The organism is Hydrogenobacter sp. T-8 (assembly GCF_011006175.1).
GTDB classification, from domain to species: domain Bacteria; phylum Aquificota; class Aquificia; order Aquificales; family Aquificaceae; genus Pampinifervens; species Pampinifervens florentissimum.
Genome location: NZ_CP048795.1, coordinates 1,567,165 through 1,584,858, shown reverse-complemented (window position 1 = coordinate 1,584,858; position 17,694 = coordinate 1,567,165). Strand labels below are relative to the sequence as shown.

The 17,694-nt window shown below is 43.0% G+C and carries 26 protein-coding genes; 16 read left to right on the top strand and 10 right to left on the bottom strand.

Going from position 1 to position 17,694, the window contains the following annotated elements:
* Positions 1–62 precede the first annotated feature (62 nt).
* From G3M65_RS09170 to ndk, 5 genes are read left to right on the top strand one after another with little or no spacing between them, the layout of a single operon-like run.
* Positions 63–503, top strand: coding sequence for a F0F1 ATP synthase subunit B (locus G3M65_RS09170; RefSeq protein ID WP_173834270.1), 441 nt, complete (start codon positions 63–65; stop codon positions 501–503).
* Complete coding sequence (locus G3M65_RS09165; RefSeq protein WP_173834269.1) at positions 500–994, top strand: F0F1 ATP synthase subunit B; 495 nt, start codon at positions 500–502, stop codon at positions 992–994. The genes G3M65_RS09170 and G3M65_RS09165 overlap by 4 nt, the downstream gene beginning before the upstream one ends.
* A complete protein-coding gene (locus G3M65_RS09160; protein WP_173834268.1) occupies positions 991–1,527 on the top strand; it encodes a F0F1 ATP synthase subunit delta in 537 nt (178 codons plus the stop codon). The genes G3M65_RS09165 and G3M65_RS09160 overlap by 4 nt, the downstream gene beginning before the upstream one ends.
* Position 1,528: 1 nt before the next feature.
* A complete protein-coding gene (locus tag G3M65_RS09155; protein ID WP_173834267.1) occupies positions 1,529–1,807 on the top strand; it encodes a hypothetical protein in 279 nt (92 codons plus the stop codon).
* Between the two features lie 12 nt (positions 1,808–1,819).
* Positions 1,820–2,242 carry a nucleoside-diphosphate kinase gene (gene ndk / locus G3M65_RS09150; RefSeq protein WP_173834266.1) on the top strand — a complete coding sequence of 141 codons (423 nt, stop codon included), beginning with the start codon at positions 1,820–1,822 and terminating at the stop codon, positions 2,240–2,242.
* On the opposite strand, the gene hemH is transcribed toward ndk, so the two are convergent.
* Genes hemH through G3M65_RS09135 form a run of 3 tightly spaced genes read right to left on the bottom strand, consistent with a single transcriptional unit; the run spans position 2,200 to position 5,079 of the window.
* Entirely contained in the window at positions 2,200–3,219 is a 1,020-nt protein-coding gene (gene hemH / locus G3M65_RS09145; protein WP_173834265.1) for a ferrochelatase, read from the bottom strand. The two genes, ndk and hemH, sit on opposite strands and share 43 nt — an antisense overlap.
* A gap of 7 nt (positions 3,220–3,226) precedes the next feature.
* A complete protein-coding gene (hisA, locus tag G3M65_RS09140) occupies positions 3,227–3,931 on the bottom strand; it encodes a 1-(5-phosphoribosyl)-5-[(5-phosphoribosylamino)methylideneamino]imidazole-4-carboxamide isomerase (RefSeq protein WP_173834264.1) in 705 nt (234 codons plus the stop codon).
* Positions 3,928–5,079, bottom strand: a complete 1,152-nt coding sequence (locus tag G3M65_RS09135) for an EAL domain-containing protein (RefSeq protein WP_173834263.1) — start codon at positions 5,077–5,079, stop codon at positions 3,928–3,930. Before G3M65_RS09135 ends, hisA begins: the two co-directional genes overlap by 4 nt.
* A gap of 99 nt (positions 5,080–5,178) precedes the next feature.
* On the opposite strand from G3M65_RS09135, the gene hslV reads away from it, so the two are divergent.
* Entirely contained in the window at positions 5,179–5,715 is a 537-nt protein-coding gene (gene hslV, locus G3M65_RS09130) for an ATP-dependent protease subunit HslV (RefSeq protein ID WP_173834262.1), read from the top strand.
* Here hslV and G3M65_RS09125 read toward each other — a convergent pair whose 3' ends face one another.
* Complete coding sequence (locus G3M65_RS09125) at positions 5,716–6,456, bottom strand: HEPN domain-containing protein (protein ID WP_173834261.1); 741 nt, start codon at positions 6,454–6,456, stop codon at positions 5,716–5,718. It abuts the gene before it with no gap.
* Between the two features lie 17 nt (positions 6,457–6,473).
* On the opposite strand from G3M65_RS09125, the gene G3M65_RS09120 reads away from it, so the two are divergent.
* Positions 6,474–7,901, top strand: a complete 1,428-nt coding sequence (locus G3M65_RS09120; protein ID WP_173834260.1) for an acetyl-CoA carboxylase biotin carboxylase subunit — start codon at positions 6,474–6,476, stop codon at positions 7,899–7,901.
* Here G3M65_RS09120 and G3M65_RS09115 read toward each other — a convergent pair.
* The 3 genes from G3M65_RS09115 to nadC are packed head-to-tail and all read right to left on the bottom strand — an operon-like array spanning position 7,889 to position 9,787.
* Positions 7,889–8,632: a hypothetical protein gene (locus tag G3M65_RS09115; RefSeq protein WP_173834259.1), complete on the bottom strand. Its 744-nt coding sequence runs from the start codon at positions 8,630–8,632 to the stop codon at positions 7,889–7,891. The two genes, G3M65_RS09120 and G3M65_RS09115, sit on opposite strands and share 13 nt — an antisense overlap.
* Positions 8,629–8,946, bottom strand: coding sequence for a rhodanese-like domain-containing protein (locus G3M65_RS09110; RefSeq protein ID WP_173834258.1), 318 nt, complete (start codon positions 8,944–8,946; stop codon positions 8,629–8,631). Before G3M65_RS09110 ends, G3M65_RS09115 begins: the two co-directional genes overlap by 4 nt.
* Before the next feature lie 22 nt (positions 8,947–8,968).
* Positions 8,969–9,787 carry a carboxylating nicotinate-nucleotide diphosphorylase gene (nadC, locus tag G3M65_RS09105; protein WP_173834257.1) on the bottom strand — a complete coding sequence of 273 codons (819 nt, stop codon included), beginning with the start codon at positions 9,785–9,787 and terminating at the stop codon, positions 8,969–8,971.
* Positions 9,788–9,811: 24 nt separating this feature from the next.
* Here nadC and G3M65_RS09100 point away from each other — a divergent pair, with 24 nt between their 5' ends.
* Both G3M65_RS09100 and rfaE2 read left to right on the top strand, forming a co-directional pair.
* Positions 9,812–11,263 carry a glycogen synthase gene (locus G3M65_RS09100; RefSeq protein WP_173834256.1) on the top strand — a complete coding sequence of 484 codons (1,452 nt, stop codon included), beginning with the start codon at positions 9,812–9,814 and terminating at the stop codon, positions 11,261–11,263.
* On the top strand, positions 11,253–11,732 hold the full coding sequence (gene rfaE2, locus G3M65_RS09095) for a D-glycero-beta-D-manno-heptose 1-phosphate adenylyltransferase (RefSeq protein WP_173834255.1): 480 nt from the start codon (positions 11,253–11,255) through the stop codon (positions 11,730–11,732). The genes G3M65_RS09100 and rfaE2 overlap by 11 nt, the downstream gene beginning before the upstream one ends.
* On the opposite strand, the gene G3M65_RS09090 is transcribed toward rfaE2, so the two are convergent.
* On the bottom strand, positions 11,711–12,289 hold the full coding sequence (locus G3M65_RS09090; RefSeq protein ID WP_173834254.1) for a hypothetical protein: 579 nt from the start codon (positions 12,287–12,289) through the stop codon (positions 11,711–11,713). The genes rfaE2 and G3M65_RS09090 overlap by 22 nt on opposite strands.
* Positions 12,290–12,322: 33 nt before the next feature.
* On the opposite strand from G3M65_RS09090, the gene panC reads away from it, so the two are divergent.
* The 3 genes from panC to nusB are packed head-to-tail and all read left to right on the top strand — an operon-like array spanning position 12,323 to position 14,047.
* A complete protein-coding gene (gene panC / locus G3M65_RS09085; protein WP_173834253.1) occupies positions 12,323–13,183 on the top strand; it encodes a pantoate--beta-alanine ligase in 861 nt (286 codons plus the stop codon).
* A complete protein-coding gene (gene ribH / locus G3M65_RS09080; protein ID WP_173834252.1) occupies positions 13,170–13,634 on the top strand; it encodes a 6,7-dimethyl-8-ribityllumazine synthase in 465 nt (154 codons plus the stop codon). Before panC ends, ribH begins: the two co-directional genes overlap by 14 nt.
* The gene (gene nusB, locus G3M65_RS09075) at positions 13,631–14,047 is read left to right on the top strand and encodes a transcription antitermination factor NusB (RefSeq protein ID WP_173834251.1); all 417 of its coding nucleotides are present in this window, start codon (positions 13,631–13,633) and stop codon (positions 14,045–14,047) included. The genes ribH and nusB overlap by 4 nt, the downstream gene beginning before the upstream one ends.
* Here the strand turns inward: nusB and G3M65_RS09070 are convergent.
* Together G3M65_RS09070 and tatA are read right to left on the bottom strand one after the other, a co-directional pair.
* Complete coding sequence (locus tag G3M65_RS09070; protein WP_173834250.1) at positions 14,044–14,241, bottom strand: Sec-independent protein translocase subunit TatA/TatB; 198 nt, start codon at positions 14,239–14,241, stop codon at positions 14,044–14,046. The two genes, nusB and G3M65_RS09070, sit on opposite strands and share 4 nt — an antisense overlap.
* On the bottom strand, positions 14,238–14,417 hold the full coding sequence (tatA, locus tag G3M65_RS09065; protein ID WP_173834249.1) for a twin-arginine translocase TatA/TatE family subunit: 180 nt from the start codon (positions 14,415–14,417) through the stop codon (positions 14,238–14,240). The genes G3M65_RS09070 and tatA overlap by 4 nt, the downstream gene beginning before the upstream one ends.
* 148 nt (positions 14,418–14,565) lie before the next feature.
* Between tatA and G3M65_RS09060 the strand changes: the two genes are divergently transcribed.
* Genes G3M65_RS09060 through lipA form a run of 4 tightly spaced genes read left to right on the top strand, consistent with a single transcriptional unit; the run spans position 14,566 to position 17,402 of the window.
* Positions 14,566–14,775 carry a cold-shock protein gene (locus tag G3M65_RS09060; protein ID WP_173834248.1) on the top strand — a complete coding sequence of 70 codons (210 nt, stop codon included), beginning with the start codon at positions 14,566–14,568 and terminating at the stop codon, positions 14,773–14,775.
* A 35-nt stretch (positions 14,776–14,810) separates the two neighbouring features.
* Positions 14,811–16,037, top strand: coding sequence for a bifunctional folylpolyglutamate synthase/dihydrofolate synthase (locus G3M65_RS09055; RefSeq protein WP_173834247.1), 1,227 nt, complete (start codon positions 14,811–14,813; stop codon positions 16,035–16,037).
* A complete protein-coding gene (gene yihA / locus G3M65_RS09050; protein ID WP_173834246.1) occupies positions 16,034–16,585 on the top strand; it encodes a ribosome biogenesis GTP-binding protein YihA/YsxC in 552 nt (183 codons plus the stop codon). The genes G3M65_RS09055 and yihA overlap by 4 nt, the downstream gene beginning before the upstream one ends.
* Entirely contained in the window at positions 16,572–17,402 is an 831-nt protein-coding gene (gene lipA, locus G3M65_RS09045; protein WP_173834245.1) for a lipoyl synthase, read from the top strand. Before yihA ends, lipA begins: the two co-directional genes overlap by 14 nt.
* The last annotated feature ends 292 nt before the right edge of the window (positions 17,403–17,694 follow it).

Genomic DNA, 17,694 nt, shown 5'->3' with positions numbered 1-17,694 from the left:
AGTTCATTAAATATAGTCCAAAAGGCTTGAGCTGTGATATAATAACTTCGTAGGAGGCTAAAATGGATATACAACAAGCTATGTATCCTAACATAACCCTCTTTATTCAGGCAATTCTTTTCCTTGTGTTTACTGCCATAATAAGGAGCATTCTTGTAAAGCCTTACTCTCAGGTAATAGAGGAAAGGGAAAGGCTCGTTGAAGAAAACACACAAGAGGCAATAAAACTTAGGGAAGAAGCTCAGCGGTATATCCAAGAAGCTCAAAGCATCTTAGAAAAGGGAAGAAGGGAATCAAACCAGATACTGGAGCAGGCAAGAAAAGAGGCGGAAAAGCTAAGGGCAGAGATACTCTCAAAGGTGGAGCAAGAAACCCAAGAGGAAATAGCCAAAGCGGTAGAAGAGATAAGAAAAAGCCTTGAGGAAGAAAAGAGCAAACTTGATGAAAGGGTAAGGGAAATAGCAGAGCTAATAACAAGCAAAGTCTTGGAGGAGGCAGCATGAGCGAAGGACACCACATCCTTGAGCTTATATGGAAGGGTCTTAACATCTTGGCTTTTCTTGGTATAGTCTACTACTTTGGGAAAAAACCTATCTCAGAAGCCTTCAATAGATACTTTCATGGTTTGACGGAAAAGCTCATAGGCTCTGAAGAGGAGCTTTCAGAAGCTCAAAAAGAGCTAAAAAGAGCTAAGGAAAGCCTTCAGGATGCACAGAGAAGATATGAAGAACAGCTTAAAATTTCCCAGCAGACCGCACAGACAATAAAGGAAGAAGAGCAAAGAAAAGCACAAGAAACCGCTGGTAGGATAAGGGAGAAGGCAAAGGAAGTGATAGACATAGAGCTAAAGAAGGCAAAGGAAGAGCTACTTCGCTACGGTGCGGAGAGGGCTTATCAGCTCTCTGTGGAGGTTCTAAAGGAAAGGTTTAAGGACGAAAAGGTGCAGACCGCATACATAGAGAAGTCCCTCAAAAATCTGGAGGCGAAAAGATGAAGGCACGGCCCGAGATAATAAGAAAGGTGGCAAAACTGCTTTTGGAAAAGACGCAGAAGGAGAGACAAGAACTCATAAAGGTATCACAGCTTTTGGAAATTCTATACAGACTCTACAAGTCAGAAAAGGATTTTAGGGGCTTTGTGCTAAACCCTACAATACCCAAAGAGAAAAAGCTCGCCTTTTTGAAAGGTCTTAGAGAAAGGTTTGGCATAGGGCAGGGCTTGGATGAAGTGCTTGAATACATACTGGACATAAACGCCATTCCCTCCCTTGGTGAGGTAAAAAGGGTTTACGACTACGAGGTGGAAAAACTCCTAAGGCTTAGCAAGGCGTTGCTTGTTCTCGCAAGAAGGGTAGAAGATCAAGAGCTTGAAAGGATAAAAAAGGTAATAAGAGACTATACAGGTAGGGATTACGAGTTTGAAGTTGTAGAAGACCCAGAGCTTATAGGTGGCTTTCTTTTGAAGACTTCCAGCTTTGTGCTTGATGCTTCTGTAAGAAGAGGGCTTGAGGGCATTCTGAGAGGCTAATATGGAGTATCCAAAGGAAAAGTTTGAAGAGTTATCAAGAAAACTAAAGTCCATGGCTATACCACCAGAGGTGGATGTGGAACTGCTACTGCCAGATAAGGATTCTGTGGAGTATCCTACCGTTGTGATTACTTATCTTGAAGGAGATGAGGAGGGTCCGCAAAAAGAGATAGTCTTTAATGAAGCCTATTGGAACTCTCCCGTGGAAAACCTTTTAGGTGCAATTATGCACCAAGTTAAATCTCTTATGGAGGAGCTACAATCCTTTGAAGGAGAATAAAGGAGGTATAAGATGGAGAGGACGCTGGTTATAGTCAAGCCAGATGCCTTTGAGAAGGGTGCTACGGGCAAGATAATTGACCGTTTTATATCTGAGGGCTTTAAGATTAGGGCTCTTAAGCTTTTTAGGTTTACCAGAGAGCAGGCGGAAGGCTTTTATGCGGTTCACAGAGAAAGACCCTTCTTTGGAGAACTGGTAGAGTTTATGACTTCTGGTCCTGTGGTTGCCATGGTCTTGGAAGGTGAAGATGCCATAAGAAGAGTTAGAGAAATAATAGGTCCTACAGACAGCAACGAGGCAAGAAAGGTGGCTCCTAACTCCATTAGGGCGCTCTTTGGCACCGACAAGGGCAAAAACGCAGTGCACGCTTCGGACTCCAAAGAGTCTGCGGACTACGAAATACCCTTTATCTTTTCACAGCTTGAGATAGTCTGAATCACAAGCTCTTTTAAGGCTTGTATATACGTGGGGTGTGTCTTGAGAGTTGGGATTCTAACAAAGTCCACACCCCTTTCCCTTGCCATGTTTCCATAAAGATAGTCAAGCTCATACAAGGTTTCTGAGTGTTCGCAGGTAAAGGATACTGGAATAACCGCTATCCTTTTTACGCCTGAGTTAATAAGTTCTTCTAAGAGTTTATCTGTAAAGGGTTCAAGCCATCTGGTGGGTCCTACTTTGCTTTGATATCCAAGGGCATGCCTTACACCCGGAAAGTGTTCCATAATAAGCCTTACTGTCTCTTCCGTTTGCCTTTGGTATGGGTCTCCTTCCTTTATGATACTAACTGGAAGGCTATGGGCAGTAAAGAGAAAGAAGTATTCTTGCCAGTTTGGTAGATGTTCCTTTATGTTCTCTACCATAGCTCTTATGTAGGTGGGATGGTTGTGATAACAGTTTATTCTATGGATAGGTAAAGTAGAGGGATAAAAGTATGGGTTTTCTTGACCCTTTAGGGTAGTTAGAGAAAAGTGCTTTCCTGAACCTTTGAGTCTTCTAAAAACCCTGTCAAACTCGTTAAAGGAAGAGCCTGTGGTGGTCCTGCTGTATTGAGGATAGAGGGGCAGTAGCACTATCCTCTCAACGGGGTAAGACAAAAGCTCGCTGAGAGCTTCCTCTGTGAGAGGATGCCAGTAGCGGAGGGCAACCACCACCTTGAAGTCTTCTCCAAGGGCTTCCTGCAGAGCTTTTGCCTGAGCCTGGGTTTGTTCCCTTTGTGGAGATTTTCCACCCATTATTTCGTAATAATGTCTTGTTTTCTTAGCTCTAAGCCTTGAAATGAGCCAAGCAAGAGGTTTTTGAATAGGTCTTGGAAACCTTATTATGTCGTGGTCAGAAAAGAGGTTATAGAGAAAGGGCTGTATGGCAGATAGGCTGTCTGGACCTCCCATGTTAAAAAGGACTACTCCAACCATAGGAAAATCATAACAGCTCTCTTAGGTTTATTCTGCCCTCATATATTGCCTTTCCAACCACTACTCCTTCCACTATAGACATGAGCCTTTTTATATCTTCAAGGCTTGCCACACCTCCAGAGGCAAGCACGGGTTTTTTTGTATAGCCTTTAAACTCCACATAAGGTTTTGTATCCACACCTTCAAGCGTGCCATCCTTGTCTATGTTGGTGTAAAGATAACCCCATATGGGTGTGTTTTCGTATCTTAAAGCCAGCTCCTGCGGGCTTGTAGAGCTTTCCTCCTTCCAACCACCTACCGCCACCTTTCCACCCTTTGAATCCACAGCCAATATAACCCTCTCTGGGAAGAGCTCCACCATCTTTTCAAAGGTTCTTGGCTCTCTTACTGCCAAAGTGCCAACCACAAAGAACTCTATTCCTTCCTCGTGCAAGACCTTACAGGTTTCCACGCTTCTTATACCACCGCCAACCTCAATAGAGCCAGAAAAGGCTTTTCTTATGAGCCTAATGGAAGGGAGATTCACTGGCATACCTTCAAGGCTTCCATCAAGGTCTACCACATGAAGTCTTTTAAAACCAAGCTCCTCAAAGAGCTTTGCCATATCCTCGGGAGAGCTTGAGTAGACCTTTGTCTTTTCAAAATCCCCTCTGAAAAGCCTTACTACTTTACCTTCCTTTAGGTCAATGGCGGGTATTATAAAGTTCTTCATAGTAGTTGAGGCTCTCCTAAATAAAATCCCTGTGCCATATCCACCTTGAGGCTTTTTATAAACTCAAATTCCTCTTCATTTTCCACCTGTTCCACAACCACCTTAAAGCCAAGCCTTTTCATCCCAACAACCACCCATTTTAACATAGAACGTGCATCTCTCAAGAAAAACCCGTCAAGTTTTACCACGTCTGGTTTTGTTTTAATAAGCCTCTCTACAGAAGAGTATTCTACGCCAAAGTCATCCACCGCAATTCCAAATCCATAGCTCCTCGCTTCCTTTACAAGTTCTAATAGGTCTTCAGTGCTTCCTGTCATCTTACCTTCAGAAAGCTCTAACACCACTCTGGATGGTTCAATTCCGTAAGAGGTTACTTCCTTGTAGAAGTCTAACAGCTTGAACCTACCCTTTGCTATGAAGTTAACAAAGTTGTAAGGAAAATTTACATAAATTTTACCTTCAAGACCATAGGCTGTGAACTTTGAAAAAGCCTTTTGAAGCACAATTTCCTCAAAGGGGCTTATAAAGGAGGTTTTTAAAAGGTCTTTTATGAAACAACCAGCAGGCAGGACTCTTCCATCCTCCATCACAAGCCTCATAAGCACTTCATAGCCTTCTATCTTTCCACTCTCAAGGTTGTATATGGGTTGAAAGGCAGGCTCTACAAGCTTTTTCTTAAGAGCTTCAATGAGGGTCTGGTAGTCAATGGCTCTCTTGGGCAGTTCCTTTTGAATAAGCACCATATCACCACCACCTCTACTTTTAACCTCCGCCACATGTGCTTCCATAAGGTCAAGCACAGCTTCTACACTTTGACCTGTAGGCACAAAGCTGTATATACCGATGGTTATGCTTACCTTTGAGTTAAAATCAAGGACTTCTATTCTACTTTTTATCCTTTTTGCAACCTTTTCAGCTCCTTTTGCGTCAGAGTTTGGAAGTAATATAAGGAAAGAGCTACCCTTGTACTTGCCTGCTATATCGCTCTTCCTTATACTGTTTGATATGACTTCGGATATTTTCAAAAGAACCTCATTTCCATATGCGTATCCACCACTTCTATTTATTTCTTTCATATTATCCACATCCAGAAGAAGCACAGAAAGACTTTCCCCCTTTCTTTCGTAGAGGTAGAACAACTTTTGCATATACTCAAGGAGGCAAGCTATGTTTGACACTAAAGTTTGTCTGTAGAGCTCCAAACAGCTTAGATTTTTTCTCACCACAGGCAGTAAAATATTATAACAATGAGAGGCACAAGGTCAACTACCATACTTGCGGTAAGGAGAAATCATATAACGGTTATGGGTGGTGATGGGCAAGTGACTCTTGGGTCTTCTGTGATAAAGCACAGTGCGAGGAAAATAAGGAAACTTTACAAAGATAGCGTTTTGGTGGGATTTGCTGGTTCTGCGGCGGATGGACTTGCCCTTATGGAAAGACTTGAAGGGAAATTGGAAGAATTTAGAGGAAACCTTCTCAGAGCCTGTGTGGAGCTTGCAAAGGATTGGAGAATGGATAGAAGTCTAAGAAGGCTTGAGGCTCTTTTGCTTGTAGCGGATAAAGAACGTATGTTGCTTCTCTCTGGCAACGGAGATGTAATAGAGCCAGACGAACCCGTGCTTGCCATAGGTTCTGGTGGAGACTATGCGAGGGCTTCCGCCTTGGCTCTTTACAGAAACACAGACATGTCCGCAGAGGATATAGTTAGAGAATCTCTCAAGATAGCAGGTGAGATTTGTATATACACTAACCAGAGCTTTATTATTGAAAAACTTGAATAGTTAAACCTTTTCTATGAGATTTTGGATAATTTTCTCTAACTTCCCCACATAAATTTCCACATCTTTTAAAAGTTTTTCACACTCCTCTCTATCAATGAAATCTCCTATAACATCGTAGTCTGACCTTTGCCTCATATACATCGCTTGGTCGTATATCTTTGAAAGGCTAACATACTTCTTTTCTTTAAAAAGATATAAATTCATCAATTGCCTCACGCCCTTATGTGTTTGAGGGTCTTCTCCCAAGAGAAATAGATAGGCTTTAGAAGAGTGAAAGACTGAATAGTAGGCTTCATGAACTGCAGGTGGATACATTCCAATTTCAAAAAGCTGTTTTGCTCTTTGCAGATGCCTTTTGGCTTTGGATAAATGCATCTCCGCATACTTTAACTTACTACTCTCTGAAAATCTCTCCTTTTCCTCCATCCTTGCCTCTCCGTATATGTGTATTATTGGTCTTATTGTAAGGTCTTTTAACTGGTTTTCTTTCACAAAGATAGGACTTATTAGTGTGTTATATAGGTTGTTGTATTTGGTGATTATTTCCATCGCCTTTTGTTTATCAATATCCGTCCAATTTTCTGGAACTATAACAAAAACATCCACATCCGAACCTGAGTGAAAATCTCCTCTTGCATAAGAACCAAAAAGTAAAAGTGAAAGGCTCTTATTTGTAGACTTTTCTATCTCCTTCCCAAGTCTTCTCAAGATGCCTTTTAGCTTCTTCACCAAAAGCGTCATGGTTTAAAATTTATAGCATGTTTAGGAAGGTTCTTGTGGCTAACAGGGGAGAAGTGGCTCTTAGAATAATAAGGGCGTGTGAGGAGCTTGGTATAAAGACTGCCGCCATATACTCAGAGGCGGATACAAAATCCCTTTATGTGAAAAAGGCGGATGAGGCTTACCTAATACCCGGCGACCCTATAAGAGCCTATCTTGACTACGTGAGAATAGTAGACCTTGCCAAGTCTATAGGTGCGGATGCCATACATCCGGGCTATGGTTTTCTTGCGGAGAACGCAGACTTTGCCCGTTATTGCAAGAAAAAGGGCATAACCTTCATAGGACCTTCTCCAGAGCATATTGAGCTCTTTGGAGACAAGGTAAAGGCAAAACAGGCTATGCAAAAACTTGGCATTCCCACCATACCTGGGTCTCCAGACCCTCTTAAAAACTACGAAGATGCCATGCACTATGCAAAAGAAATAGGTCTTCCTGTAATCCTTAAGTCCGCTTACGGCGGTGGTGGTAGGGGTATGAGGGTGGTGCGTAGCTTTGAAGACCTGCCAAGGCTCTTTGAATCTGGCTATAGAGAGGCAGAGACCTTCTTTGGCAAGGGAGACCTCTTTGTGGAGAAGTATTTGGATAACCCCAAGCATATAGAGGTTCAAATCTTGGGAGACATGTATGGTAATGTGGTCCACTTGGGTGAGAGGGACTGCTCTGTGCAGAGAAAACATCAGAAAGTGATTGAGCTTACTCCATGTCCTGTGCTTCCGAGGGATATAAGGCAGAAGATGCTGGGTCTTAGCGTAAAGGCTATGATGCAGGTGGGCTACTATAGTGCAGGGACTTTAGAGTTTTTGGTAGACCTAAAAAGTGGAGAGTTTTACTTTATAGAGATGAACACGCGTCTTCAGGTGGAGCATACCATCACAGAAATGGTAACGGGCATAGACATAGTGGAAACCATGATAAGGGTTGCCATGGGCGAGCCACTACCTTTTACGCAGAGCGATATTACCTTCAGAGGATATGCCATTGAGTTTAGGATAAATGCGGAAGACCCGAGAAGGGGTTTTGCACCTGCTCCCGGTAGGATAACCGCTTACTACTCACCGGGTGGTCCCGGTATAAGAATGGATGCGGGTGTTTACAAGGACTATGTGATACCGCCATACTATGACTCCATGATAGCCAAGATGAGCGTGTGGGCTCTCACTTGGGACAGGGTGTTGGCAAGGGCAAGAAGGGCTATAGATGAGTTTATTGTGAGAGGAGTCCCCACCAACATACCCCTCCATAGGGAGATAATAAGAGACCCAGACTTTATATCTGGCACTTTTGGTATAAGGTTTTTAGAGGAGAAACTGCCTACATACGATTTTGAGATAGAGGGCGAAGAAGACCCAGAAAGCCTTGCACTTGCAATATCTGCAGCAATTGCCGCATACTACGGGCTATAATCTACAGACCTTCCCTTGCTTTCAAAACCCAGAGGACTGACCACCTTTACCGTAAAGGTGGTTTTTTCCTTTGGAAGTTCCGTTTCAAAGGCAAAGCCTGTAGTCCTTCCTATCTCTTTGCCATCTCTATATATAACAAATTCTCTGTAGTCCTGTTCGTAAAACCATACAAGATATAGAGCTTGCTTTCCCTCCCTTATCTCAAGCCCATCAACTTCAGACACGGTGGGTGGTTGTTTTGGCTTTACACAAAATTCCACAGGTTGGCTTTCTACATTCCCCCTAATGCCTGTAATGGCATAACACCTCTCCCAGTAGTCTCTTTCCAAACTAATAGATTCTCTGAAGGTTTTGGCATTCTCAAGGGACAGGGAGCTGTCTCTGAGGTTGTATAGCCTGTAGGCTTCAAAGTTAGAAGGGTAAACCTCTACAAAGGCTTCGCCCTCTGATATTTTCAAAGAAGGCTTTTCTTCGAGAGCGCCACCCACGCAAAACTTCTTTGAACCTTCACCAATCCTTTCCACTACAAAGCAAAAAGGTCTTTCTTCCTCTTTCACCCAGTAATCGCCTTGTCTTTCAAATCCCTTTATTTGCACCTCTCCAAAAAGACTTCTTACATAAACCTTTTTTCCTATCCTTCTAATCTCAACCTCTGGATCCTTTAGCACCCCTGGGTTTGCCTTGATGCCACAACCTGCTAAAAGGAAGAGTAAGGCTATTAGCCTTTTCATTTAGGAGGTCCAGACTCCTTCTCGTAGGGCCAGACAATTATACCACCTGAGAGGTTGTAGGCTTCATAGCCCATGTGCCTAAGGAAGTATACCGCAAAGGCGCTTCTCTCACCGCTCCTGCAGTAAACTATGTAGGTTTTATCCTTAGGAAGGTCCTTATAGGCGTATCTGAGTTCATCAAGGGGTATGAGCATGGAATTGGGAATTCTAAGCTGAACGTGCTCCTGCGGTGTTCTAACATCAAGAAGGACTACATTATCCCTTTGTAGCAGCTCCTTTGCTTCTTGTGGTCCAACCTCTGGAACTTGAAACATCTTAACCTCCTTAAATTGTTAATTATATTCTAAAAAGCCTCATGCTCAAGTCACGCCATCTTGCAGAGTGAGTTATTGCACCGCTTGATATAAAGTGAACGCCTTCTATGGCATAGTCCTTTATGTTGTGAAGGTTTATATTCCCAGATACTTCCACTATAACTCTGTCCTTTGTTAAGGCTACCGCTTTTCTTACTTCCTCTGGACTAAAATTATCAAGCAATACCATATCAACACCACACTGCAGAGCCTCTTGGAGCTCTTGGAGGTTTTCCACCTCCACCTCAATTTTGTAGACTGGGCTTATCCTCTCTCTAACCCTTTTGACCGCCTCTGTTATGCTACCCGCTATGGCTTTGTGATTATCCTTTATTAACACCATATCGTAAAGGGCATACCTATGATTAAGACCACCTCCCACCCTTACAGCGTATTTTTCAAAGTATCTCATACCGGGCGTAGTTTTTCTTGTGTCAAGTATTCTCACTCCAGTTCCCTCAAGGGCTCTAACAAACTCTCGTGTTAGGGTTGCTATCCCGCTCAGTCTCTGTAAAAGATTAAGAGCTACCCTCTCACCCATCAAGAGCAAGTTGGCAGGAGCTTCTATTACCAAAATTTCATCCCCCTTAGAAAACTCTTCCCCATCCTTCATTGCATATATTAGCTTTATTTCCCCCAAGAGCTGAAACACCCTAAGAGCAAAGTCTATTCCAGCAAGGACTCCACCTTCCTTTGCCCTTATGACCCCTCTTGCCCTCTCGCCTCTAAATACGCCTTCTGTGGTTATATCTCCTCGTCCCAAGTCTTCTTCAACGAATCTTAACAAAAGGTTGTCTATCATAGACTATAATTTTAAGGGGGAGCTATGAAAATAGTGTTTGTTGCCTCAGAAAGTTCCGCCTTTGTGAAGGCAGGGGGTCTTGGGGATGTGGTTCACTCTCTTGCAAAGGCACTTATAAGGCTTGGACACACCCTTTATGTGATAATGCCAAGATACTCAAAAGTTAGGATAGAGCCCAAAAATGTGGCTAAGGGAAAGATTTTTTTCAACAACCATTGGGTAGAGTTTGGAATACTTGAAGAGATAAAAGACCATGTGAGATATTACTTTTTGGACTATCCTGAATATTATCAAAGGGAACACATATACTCAACCCCGAAGGGTGAATATGAAGACAACCCCCTAAGGTTTGGCTTTCTTTCTTTGGCAAGCCTTGAAGTCATAAAGAGCCTGCAACTGAACCCCGACATTATACATTTACACGACTGGCATACGGGACTTGTCCCCCTGTATAAGAAAATACACTATCCAGAGTTAGAGCCTATCCCTACTGTGTTTACCATACATAACGCCCTCCACCAAGGTATATACGACCCACACTTCTTGCCCCTTTTGAACCTACCTTGGGAGCTTTACCATCCTTTTACAGGCATTGAGTTCTATGGAAGGATAAACTTTCTAAAGGCTGGTATAGCCTTTTGTGATGTTCTGACTACTGTAAGCCCCTCCTATGCGGAGGAGCTAAGGCAATACGCCTATGGGCTTGAGGGTCTTATAAGGGAGAAAAAATACTTCTTTGGTATCCTAAATGGCATAGACTACGAGGTTTGGAACCCCGAAACTGATAAGTTTATAAAATACCACTACAGTCTGAAAAATTTCCACAAGGGAAAAGCAAGTAACAAAAAGCATTTAAAAGAGACCTTTGGACTTAAAACTCCTAATGATAGACCTCTTGTTGGAATGGTTTCAAGGCTTACCGCACAAAAGGGTCTTGACCTTGTTCAAGGTATCATCTGCGAAGCGGTTAGAGAAGGTTTTGACTTTGTCTTTCTGGGTTCTGGTGAGGAAAAGTATCAGGATATGCTAATAGAGTTTATGAAAAAACATCCAGAAAGCGTAAGAGTGAGGATAGAATACAACGAAGAGCTCGCTCACAAGATATTCGCAGGTGCGGATATGTTTCTAATGCCCTCTCTGTTTGAGCCTTGTGGCATATCTCAGATGATAGCCATGAGGTATGGCACTGTACCTATAGTGAGGTCAACAGGTGGTCTAAAAGACACGGTGGTGGACTTTGTGGAAAACCCACACGAGGGAAACGGCTTTGCCTTTGAAGAATACTCAAGCAAAGAGCTTATGCATGCCCTTTTAAAGGCAAGGGTCTACTACGATATGCATACCTGCGACCACTCAAAGGAATGGCAGGAGATAATAAAAAGATGCATGAAAAAGGATTTTTCTTGGGAAAAGAGTGCCAGAGAATATGAAAGGATTTATTCTACCGCTATAATGCTAAGGAAATATGGTTCTTAGTCTTGAGGAGCTTTTAAGGGTTCTTGAGCCTCTTAGAGAGGAAAAAAGAATAGTCTTTACTAACGGATGCTTTGACATAATTCATGCGGGACACGCTCATTACCTTTCAAAGGCTAAGAGCTATGGTGATATATTGGTGGTGGGTTTAAACTCTGACAGCTCCATAAGGAGAATAAAGGGTCCAAAAAGACCTATAATACCCCAACATATGAGGGCTTACTTGCTTGATTGTCTCAAGCCAGTAGACTATGTGGTTATCTTTGAAGAAGACACACCCATAGAACTCATAAGGGCTATAAGACCCCATGTGCTTGTAAAGGGTGCGGACTGGCAGGTAGAAAATATAGTGGGTGCGGACTTTGTGCTATCTTATGGTGGGAAGGTGGAGAGGGTTGAGTTTGAGTTTGACATTTCTACCTCTAAGATAATTGAGAGGATATTAGACCTCTACAGAGAAGAGGAAAGGTGAGATTCTATTGCTTGGTCAAGCTTAGTAATGAGCTCCTTGCTTACCCTTAGTCTTTCAAGTTTTTTTAGGGACCGCTCTTCTATCAACCTCTTCACAAAGCCTCTGAGCCTTTCCTCAAAGATATCTTCCTTATACAGTCCCATGTGTTTCAAAAACTCCAACTTAAACCTCAAAAGAAAAAGGTCGTGGTTTTCTGGGTCCATGCTTATGTAAAAAAGTAGTATATTGAAAAGCTCAGGGTCATATTGAAGAAACCATCTTTCCACAAAAAGTGCAAGAGAATTCATCCAAACATACCTTTTATAGTCTTCAAGGGAAAGATAGGATAAAAACTCCACTTCAAGTAGGTCTTGGAGGATTATAACGTTTCCTGCTTGCTTGTATACTATGCTTACAAAGTTAAAGGGCTCTGTATATCCCAAAAGTCCACGCTCCACTCTAAACCCGTTTGGCACTAAGACCTTTGCAATTCCACACGTTCCGTAAACCTTTAAGATTATGTCCTCATCACCTGCTCTATACCTCTTGAGAATAAGAAAACTACCTTTTGCGGACATATGCTATAATTATACTTCCTTGAACCGTGTGCCATGCCTACACTTTTTAGAAAGCCAAGGGAGATAAGGAATTATCTGAAGTCTGTAAGGTGCGACAGCAAGCAGAGTATAGGCTTTGTCCCCACTATGGGCTACCTTCACGAGGGACACAGAAGGCTCATAAGGGACTCGAAGATACAAAACGATATAACAGTGGTAAGCATATATGTAAACCCCCTCCAGTTCGGTCAAGGAGAAGACTACGAAAGATATCCCAGAGACTTAGAAAGGGACATAAGCATATGTGCGGAAGAGGGTGCGGATGTGGTTTTTGCTCCCTCCGATGAGGATATGTATCCAGAAAAGCCTCTAATAAACATTGAGATTAAGGGACTAACGGACATACTGGAGGGTAAATTTAGACCAGGGCACTTTAACGGCGTGTGCACCGTAGTGCTTAAGCTCTTTAATATCATCCAGCCAGACAGGGCATACTTTGGAGAGAAGGACTATCAACAACTCAAAGTGGTTCAAAGGCTTGTAAAGGACTTGAGTTTGCCTGTGGAAATCGTGCCAGTTCCCACAGTTAGAGACCCAGATGGGCTTGCTCTTAGTTCAAGAAACACATACCTTTCCCCCGAAGAGAGAGAGTCCGCTCTTTCCCTCTATAGGTCTTTTCTCCTTGCGGAAAAACTTTTTAAGAGTGGCAACACTGACGCAAACCTTCTAAAAGAAGCCATAAGGGAGTTTATACTAAAGCATCCACACGTAAAAGGGATAGACTATGTGGAAATAACCGACCAGGACCTAAAACCTGTTAGCGAAGTAAAGATAGGTGATAGAATTCTTCTTGCGGTATGGGTAGGCAATACGAGGCTTATAGACAACTGGAGGTTAGGTGATGCACAAGTATGAAGGTCTTTTAAGGGCAGAAGGTTTTAGCTTTGGTATAGTGGCAAGCAGGTTTAACCATCTTCTTGTAGATAGGCTTATAGAAGGAGCTATAGACTGCATACTTAGGCACGGAGGAAGCGAAGAAAACATACATCTTGTAAGAGTCCCAGGGTCTTGGGAACTTCCAATTGCGGTAAAGGAGCTCATAAACAAAAAGAAGGTGGACGGTGTTATTGCACTTGGAGTCCTTATAAGAGGACAGACTCCGCACTTTGATTACATAGCCAGCGAAGTTGCTAAGGGTCTTGCCATGGTAAGTCTTGAGACGGGCAAGCCTGTTAGCTTTGGGGTCATAACCGCGGACACTTTGGAGCAAGCAGTAGAAAGGGCTGGGACAAAGCAAGGCAATAAGGGCTGGGAGTCCGCATTAGCCCTTATAGAGATGGTAAACCTTCTGAGAAGTTTTGAATGATATACAAGCCTAAAGCGAGAAAGGACGCCTTTTTGGTCCTCTACCAGTGGGATATGAAAGGAGAGCCATTAGAATCTTTGGTGGAGGAATACATATCCGCAAACCGTATAAACATCTCAGACCAAAGAAGATATATAAGAAAATTGGTAAGAACATACATGGATAATTCCACAGACATTGACAAGCTCATAGCAGAGCTTTCAGAAAAGTGGGACATAGACAGGGTTGGTTATATAGAAAGGAACATACTAAGGATAGCCCTTGCGGAGTTTTTGTATATAGGTGTAAAAAACCCCAAACTCACCACCTATGATTATGTAAAGCTCGCACAAAAATATGCGGGCAAAAAGTCCGCAAGGTTTATAAACGGCATCCTTGGAAGGGTGGTGAGAGAGAGGCTGAGTGGAGGTTAAGACTTCTCTCCCTTCTTGACTTCTTGTCCCTTTACCTCCTTTACCTTTTCCTCCTCACCTGAAAAGGCTCTCTTGAAGTTCCTTATGCCTTCACCGAGGGACCTCCCTATCTCTGGAAGCCTGCCCGCTCCGAACAGGAGCATAGCCACCACTAATATGAGTAGTATCTCCGTAAGGGAGAGCTGTGGTATCATGCCTGCTCCTTCTTCTCTGGCTTTTTCTCCTCTTCTGTTTCACCTGAAAGGGCTTTCTTGAAGTTCCTTATGCCTTCACCCAGACCCTTACCGAACTCGGGCAATTTTGACGCACCAAATATAACAAGGATTACAAGAAGTATAAGCACTATCTGCCAAGGTAATGGGAAATGCATGCTTTCACCTCCTTGACTTTTAATTATATGCCTACCCCTTGACAAAGACAAGAGGATGGCTTATGATTATCCCAGAGTGAGTAAAGAAAGGGAGGGCGCCTACCTTTCTTGCTTGCTCAGTAATAACTTTTTAGGAGGTTTTTGTCCCATGTCACTTACAGGCACAGTCAAATGGTTTAGCAAGGAAAAGGGTTATGGCTTTATAACCCGAGATGACAATCAAGGGGATGTGTTTGTCCACTTCTCCGCCATACAACAAAGAGGCTTTAAAACCCTTGAGCAAGGACAAAGGGTTGAGTTTGAAGTAGAACAGGATACAAAAGGCTTAAGGGCAAAGAACGTAAGGGTCTTGTCTTGAACCTTCCCCCCTTCGGGGGGCTATAATTTATCCTTATGCGGATTTACGACCTTTATGAAGGCAAAGACTATCAAATAGTCCCCACTCTGGATAGAATAGAAAGGGCGGTAAGCTATCTTTCCTTTAAACCTTCCTATATTTCCCTTCAAATAGGTGGAACTAACGGGAAGGGTTCTACCTGTGCCTTTGCTCAAAACATACTTAAGCATCATGGCTACAAAGTAGGATGGTTTGTATCTCCACATCTTTTTGAGGAGCGAGAAAGGTGGAGGATAAACGGAGAGAAGATATCTGAGGAGAGACTCTCTGAGTATGTAAAGGAGCTAAAAGGGGTCTTTGAGAGGTTTGAGCTTACATACTTTGAAGCCTGCACTCTTGTGGCACTATTATACTTTGAAGAGGAAGGAGTGGATTTTGCGGTTTTCGAAGTAGGAATGGGTGGAAGGTGGGATGCCACAAAGGTTTGCCAACCTGAAGTATGCGTAATAACCAACGTGCAAAGAGACCACACAAAATGGCTCGGAAAAGACTGCGAAAGTAGAGCGGTAGAAAAGCTGGGTATATACAAAAGGGGAAAGCCCTTAGTTTTGGGAAGCATGAGGTATCCACTTTACACGAAAGCCCTTGAGCTATGCGATATAAGGGACCTATGGGTGGCGGGTATAGACTTTTTCTCTGCGGGAAGGGTTGAGGGGACAAGGACGATATTAGATTTTTATCAAGATGAAAAAGTAGAGCTTAGAAATGCAGAGCTTGGTCTGTGGGGTAAATATCAAATAGACAATGCAAGCCTTGCCATAAGAGCTGTGGGGCTTTTGATTGATTTGAAAGAAGAGCCTCTCAAAAAGGCACTAAGGGACACAAGGTGGGAAGGAAGGATGGAGGTATTAAGGGAAAAGCCTTTACTTTTGCTTGATGGAGCTCACAATCCAGACGGTGTGGCAAGGGTTGTAAAGGAAGTAAAAAGGCACTTTGGAAGCCTTACACCTGTTTTTACCGCCCTTAGGGATAAGGAGTGGGAGCTTTCTCTTTCTTACCTAAGAGAGCTTTCAGAGAGGGTCTACTTGGTTCCCTTAAAGCATCACAGAGGTGAAGATTTGACAAAGCTATACGAAAAGGCAAAGGAAATGGGCTTTAGAGAAGTGCTTTTTCTTGATAGTGCGGAGCAGGTCTTGGAAATAAAGGAAGACTTATTGGTTCTTGGCTCTCTATATCTTGTGGGTGAGGTAAAGGAGAGTTTGGAAAAAAGCAGGATGATATGAGGGTTAGGTTTGTAGGGAGCTTTTTTGAAAACTTTCCAGAAGATGAGCTAAGGCATGTGGTCTTTGTGGGAAGGTCAAACGTGGGAAAGTCCTCTTTGATAAACATGCTCGTAGGGCAGGACATAGCAAGAGTAAGCAAAGAACCGGGTAGAACAAGAGCTATAAACTTTTTCCTGCTTGAAGAGTATGACCTATACCTTGTAGACTTGCCGGGTTATGGATATGCTAAGGTTTCAAAAAGGCTAAGGGATGAATGGAAAAGGGTCATAGAAAACTACTTCCATACCTGCTGGAGGAATATAAAGCTGGTAGTTCTGCTCATTGATAGTCTTGTAGGTCCTACAGAGCTTGATATGGAAAGCATCCAATGGCTACAGAGCCTTAGACTTCCTTATGTCATAGCTCTTACCAAGTGCGACAGAGCGAGCCAAAAGGAGATTAGCTCAAGTCTAAAGAGGTTAAGGGAAGTGTCCGACGCAGAGGTGGTCTTGACCTCTTCAAAGGAAGGCAAGGGCAAAAGGGAGCTTTTGAAATATGTTCTCAGTTAAGGCACCCCAGACAGAACTAATCGGAAAAACCTTGCGGATAGTCAAAAAATATTCTCTCAATACCGTTTGTGAAGAATCTCTCTGTCCCAATATGGGGGAGTGCTTTTCAAAAGGAACCGCCACTTTTCTTATGTTGGGAAGTTTTTGCACAAGAGCCTGTAAGTATTGCCATGTATCCACAGGAAAGCCAAAACCACCAGACCCATCAGAACCAGTAAGACTTTATTATGCGGTAAAGGAGCTTGGGCTCAAGCATGTAGTAATTACTTCTGTAGACAGGGATGACTTGCCAGATTACGGTGCGGAACACTTTAAAAGATGCGTGGAGTTTTTAAAGTCCAAAGACAGCCATCTAAGGATAGAGGTGTTAACGCCGGACTTTCAGGGCTCTGAGAGGTCTTTGGAGAAGGTGGTAAACTCAAAGCCAAGCATACTCTCTCACAACATAGAAACTGTGGAGAGGGTTTTTAAGGAAGTAAGACCTCAGGGAGACTACAGAAGAAGTCTAAAAGTTCTCAGGTTTTATTCGGAGAGCAAGGTGGCACCTGTAAAATCTGGTATTATGCTGGGCTTTGGTGAGAGCTGGGAGGATATACTTAGGACCATAGAAGACCTTAGAAAGGTAGGTGTTTCTATCCTTGTAATAGGTCAATATCTACGACCAAGCCCCAGACATTATCCTGTGAAAAAACTCTATCATGAAGAAGACTTCAAAAAACTTGAAGAGATGGCACTTGAGATGGGATTTGAAGGGGTTCTCTCCAAACCCCTTGCCCGGTCTTCTTACCATGCGGAGGAAATTATGAGGGATATCTGAAAAAACGACCACAGATGTAATTATTCCCTTTCAATCCCACAATTGGCAACTAAAACGAGCTGATAATCATATACGAGCAGAACGGCTTGTCCGTCTTTCAATCCCACAATTGGCAACTAAAACAAGAGCTTCTGCCAACTTTGCATTTTTTAGGTCTTCTCTTTCAATCCCACAATTGGCAACTAAAACCTTAAAAAAGCTATTTAATACCTCCGCACTATGCCGCTTTCAATCCCACAATTGGCAACTAAAACCCGTTACCATGTAACTCTAAAAAACCTTCAGCAGCAAC

Bases quoted from the DNA above. Each gene is read 5' to 3' on its own strand.
- lipA (WP_173834245.1), top strand. From the start codon at position 16,572: ATGTTCTCAGTTAAGGCACCCCAGACAGAACTAATCGGAAAAACCTTG.
- G3M65_RS09070 (WP_173834250.1), bottom strand. From the start codon at position 14,241: ATGATACCACAGCTCTCCCTTACGGAGATACTACTCATATTAGTGGTG.
- G3M65_RS09135 (WP_173834263.1), bottom strand. From the start codon at position 5,079: ATGCAAAAGTTGTTCTACCTCTACGAAAGAAAGGGGGAAAGTCTTTCT.
- G3M65_RS09120 (WP_173834260.1), top strand. From the start codon at position 6,474: ATGTTTAGGAAGGTTCTTGTGGCTAACAGGGGAGAAGTGGCTCTTAGA.
- nadC (WP_173834257.1), bottom strand. From the start codon at position 9,787: ATGATAGACAACCTTTTGTTAAGATTCGTTGAAGAAGACTTGGGACGA.
- hslV (WP_173834262.1), top strand. From the start codon at position 5,179: ATGAGAGGCACAAGGTCAACTACCATACTTGCGGTAAGGAGAAATCAT.
- G3M65_RS09125 (WP_173834261.1), bottom strand. From the start codon at position 6,456: ATGACGCTTTTGGTGAAGAAGCTAAAAGGCATCTTGAGAAGACTTGGG.
- G3M65_RS09115 (WP_173834259.1), bottom strand. From the start codon at position 8,632: ATGAAAAGGCTAATAGCCTTACTCTTCCTTTTAGCAGGTTGTGGCATC.
- tatA (WP_173834249.1), bottom strand. From the start codon at position 14,417: ATGCATTTCCCATTACCTTGGCAGATAGTGCTTATACTTCTTGTAATC.
- G3M65_RS09165 (WP_173834269.1), top strand. From the start codon at position 500: ATGAGCGAAGGACACCACATCCTTGAGCTTATATGGAAGGGTCTTAAC.
- G3M65_RS09110 (WP_173834258.1), bottom strand. From the start codon at position 8,946: ATGTTTCAAGTTCCAGAGGTTGGACCACAAGAAGCAAAGGAGCTGCTA.
- G3M65_RS09055 (WP_173834247.1), top strand. From the start codon at position 14,811: ATGCGGATTTACGACCTTTATGAAGGCAAAGACTATCAAATAGTCCCC.
- rfaE2 (WP_173834255.1), top strand. From the start codon at position 11,253: ATGGTTCTTAGTCTTGAGGAGCTTTTAAGGGTTCTTGAGCCTCTTAGA.
- G3M65_RS09155 (WP_173834267.1), top strand. From the start codon at position 1,529: ATGGAGTATCCAAAGGAAAAGTTTGAAGAGTTATCAAGAAAACTAAAG.
- G3M65_RS09090 (WP_173834254.1), bottom strand. From the start codon at position 12,289: ATGTCCGCAAAAGGTAGTTTTCTTATTCTCAAGAGGTATAGAGCAGGT.
- hisA (WP_173834264.1), bottom strand. From the start codon at position 3,931: ATGAAGAACTTTATAATACCCGCCATTGACCTAAAGGAAGGTAAAGTA.
- panC (WP_173834253.1), top strand. From the start codon at position 12,323: ATGCCTACACTTTTTAGAAAGCCAAGGGAGATAAGGAATTATCTGAAG.
- ribH (WP_173834252.1), top strand. From the start codon at position 13,170: ATGCACAAGTATGAAGGTCTTTTAAGGGCAGAAGGTTTTAGCTTTGGT.
- ndk (WP_173834266.1), top strand. From the start codon at position 1,820: ATGGAGAGGACGCTGGTTATAGTCAAGCCAGATGCCTTTGAGAAGGGT.
- G3M65_RS09060 (WP_173834248.1), top strand. From the start codon at position 14,566: ATGTCACTTACAGGCACAGTCAAATGGTTTAGCAAGGAAAAGGGTTAT.
- yihA (WP_173834246.1), top strand. From the start codon at position 16,034: ATGAGGGTTAGGTTTGTAGGGAGCTTTTTTGAAAACTTTCCAGAAGAT.
- G3M65_RS09100 (WP_173834256.1), top strand. From the start codon at position 9,812: ATGAAAATAGTGTTTGTTGCCTCAGAAAGTTCCGCCTTTGTGAAGGCA.
- hemH (WP_173834265.1), bottom strand. From the start codon at position 3,219: ATGGTTGGAGTAGTCCTTTTTAACATGGGAGGTCCAGACAGCCTATCT.
- nusB (WP_173834251.1), top strand. From the start codon at position 13,631: ATGATATACAAGCCTAAAGCGAGAAAGGACGCCTTTTTGGTCCTCTAC.
- G3M65_RS09170 (WP_173834270.1), top strand. From the start codon at position 63: ATGGATATACAACAAGCTATGTATCCTAACATAACCCTCTTTATTCAG.
- G3M65_RS09160 (WP_173834268.1), top strand. From the start codon at position 991: ATGAAGGCACGGCCCGAGATAATAAGAAAGGTGGCAAAACTGCTTTTG.